Genomic DNA, 1487 nt, shown 5'->3' on the forward strand with positions numbered 1-1487 from the left:
CGGGGCCGGGAGGCATGGCCGCCCGGCCCCGCCGGTTGAGCCGCCGACACTCGGGCCGGCGGCGGCATCAGGAGCCTTTACTCCTCGGCGCTGGGCGCCTCGCCGAACCACTTGGTGTAGATCTCGTCGTAGGTACCGTCTTCGCGCATCTCGGCCAGCGCCTGGTTGACCGGCTCGACCCACTGGCTGCCCTGGTGGAAGACGATGCCGTACTGCTGGCCCTCGTAGAGGGGGCCCACCACCTTGGTGCGGCCCTCGCCGCGAGTCTGGGCGAAGTAGCCCACGTTGGGCGCATCATAGAAGGCGGCGTCCACGTTGCCCCCCAGCAGCGCCATGTACATGTCCGAGGTGCCCGGATAGGGGGTGATCTCGGTGTCCTCGCCCAGGTTCTCCTGGAGGAAGTCATAGCTGGTGGAGCCGATCTTGGTGGCCACGGTCATGCCCGCCAGGTCTTCGAGGGTCTCGACGCTGTCGTTGTCGGCACGCACCATGATGCGCAGGCCGGAATCGTAGTAGGGATCGGAGAAGTCGACGATCTCGGCGCGTTCCTCGGTGATCGTCACGCCGGCGATGGCGATCTCCTGACTGCCGGTCTGTACCGCCGGGATGATGCCGTTGAATTCCATGGTGGTCAGCGCCACCTCGAAGCCGGCCCGCTCGGCCACCTCATTGATGATGTCCATATCGAAGCCGACCATTTCGCCGGTCTCGGTATCCATCATCTCGAAGGGCACGAAGCTGGGGTCGGTGACCACCCGCACCTGTGGCAGCTCGGCGAAGGCGTTGGTGGAGAAGGCGAGGCCGGCGCCCAGGGCGGCGGCGAGAGAGGCACGTTGCAGCTTATTCATCGGGTTCCCCGTTATTTCGGTTATTGATGGAACACACCCATTCAACATGACGAGATATCGGGAAGGCGTCAAGCTGGCATAAAAAACCCTCCCGGCCGGGGGCGCGGGAGGGTTTTTCGTGGCTCGCGGTTGGTGAGGCCTCACACCATAAAGGAAGCGCCGCAGCCGCAGGTGCTGGTGGCATTGGGGTTCTTGACCACGAAGCGGGCGCCGGCCAGGCCCTCCTCGTAGTCCACCGTGGAGCCCACCAGGTACTGGTAGGAGAGGGGGTCCACCACCAGGCTGACGCCGTCGAAGTCGATCAGGGTGTCGTCATCGCCGCTCGCTTCGGCGAAGTCGAAGCCGTACTGGAACCCCGAGCAGCCGCCGCCGGTGACATAGACCCGCAGCTTGAGCGCGTCGTTGCCCTCCTCGGCGATCAGGGCACGCAGGCGGCGCTGGGCCCCCTCGGAGAGCAGCATGGGCTTGGGGGTAAAGGAGGCTGGCTCGAAGGATTCGGCTCCGCTCATGGACGCGCTCCTGCCGGTGAATAGACCCCCCATTATCCACAAACCCCGGCAAAAGGGTCAACTTTTGCCGGGGATGGGGTACCACCTCTGCTGGAATGGCTGAGGGGCGCTGGGGGCAGGCCGGAGCAAA

General features: G+C 65.3%; 2 protein-coding genes. Both read right to left on the bottom strand.

The genetic code is table 11. From position 1 onward, the window contains the following. Positions 1–77: 77 nt before the first annotated feature. Positions 78–848 (bottom strand): transporter substrate-binding domain-containing protein, encoded by a 771-nt coding sequence (locus HPA02_RS18050; RefSeq protein ID WP_146804588.1) that lies wholly within the window; start codon positions 846–848, stop codon positions 78–80. A 140-nt stretch (positions 849–988) separates the two neighbouring features. Next, positions 989–1357 carry an iron-sulfur cluster insertion protein ErpA gene (erpA, locus tag HPA02_RS18055; RefSeq protein ID WP_146804589.1) on the bottom strand — a complete coding sequence of 123 codons (369 nt, stop codon included), beginning with the start codon at positions 1355–1357 and terminating at the stop codon, positions 989–991. Positions 1358–1487: the final 130 nt, after the last annotated feature.

This window comes from Bisbaumannia pacifica, from assembly GCF_007989625.1.
In the GTDB taxonomy this organism is placed as follows: domain Bacteria; phylum Pseudomonadota; class Gammaproteobacteria; order Pseudomonadales; family Halomonadaceae; genus Bisbaumannia; species Bisbaumannia pacifica.

Excerpts from the sequence above, each read along its gene's own strand:
- HPA02_RS18050 (WP_146804588.1), bottom strand. The coding sequence starts at position 848 with ATGAATAAGCTGCAACGTGCCTCTCTCGCCGCCGCCCTGGGCGCCGGC.
- erpA (WP_146804589.1), bottom strand. The coding sequence starts at position 1,357 with ATGAGCGGAGCCGAATCCTTCGAGCCAGCCTCCTTTACCCCCAAGCCC.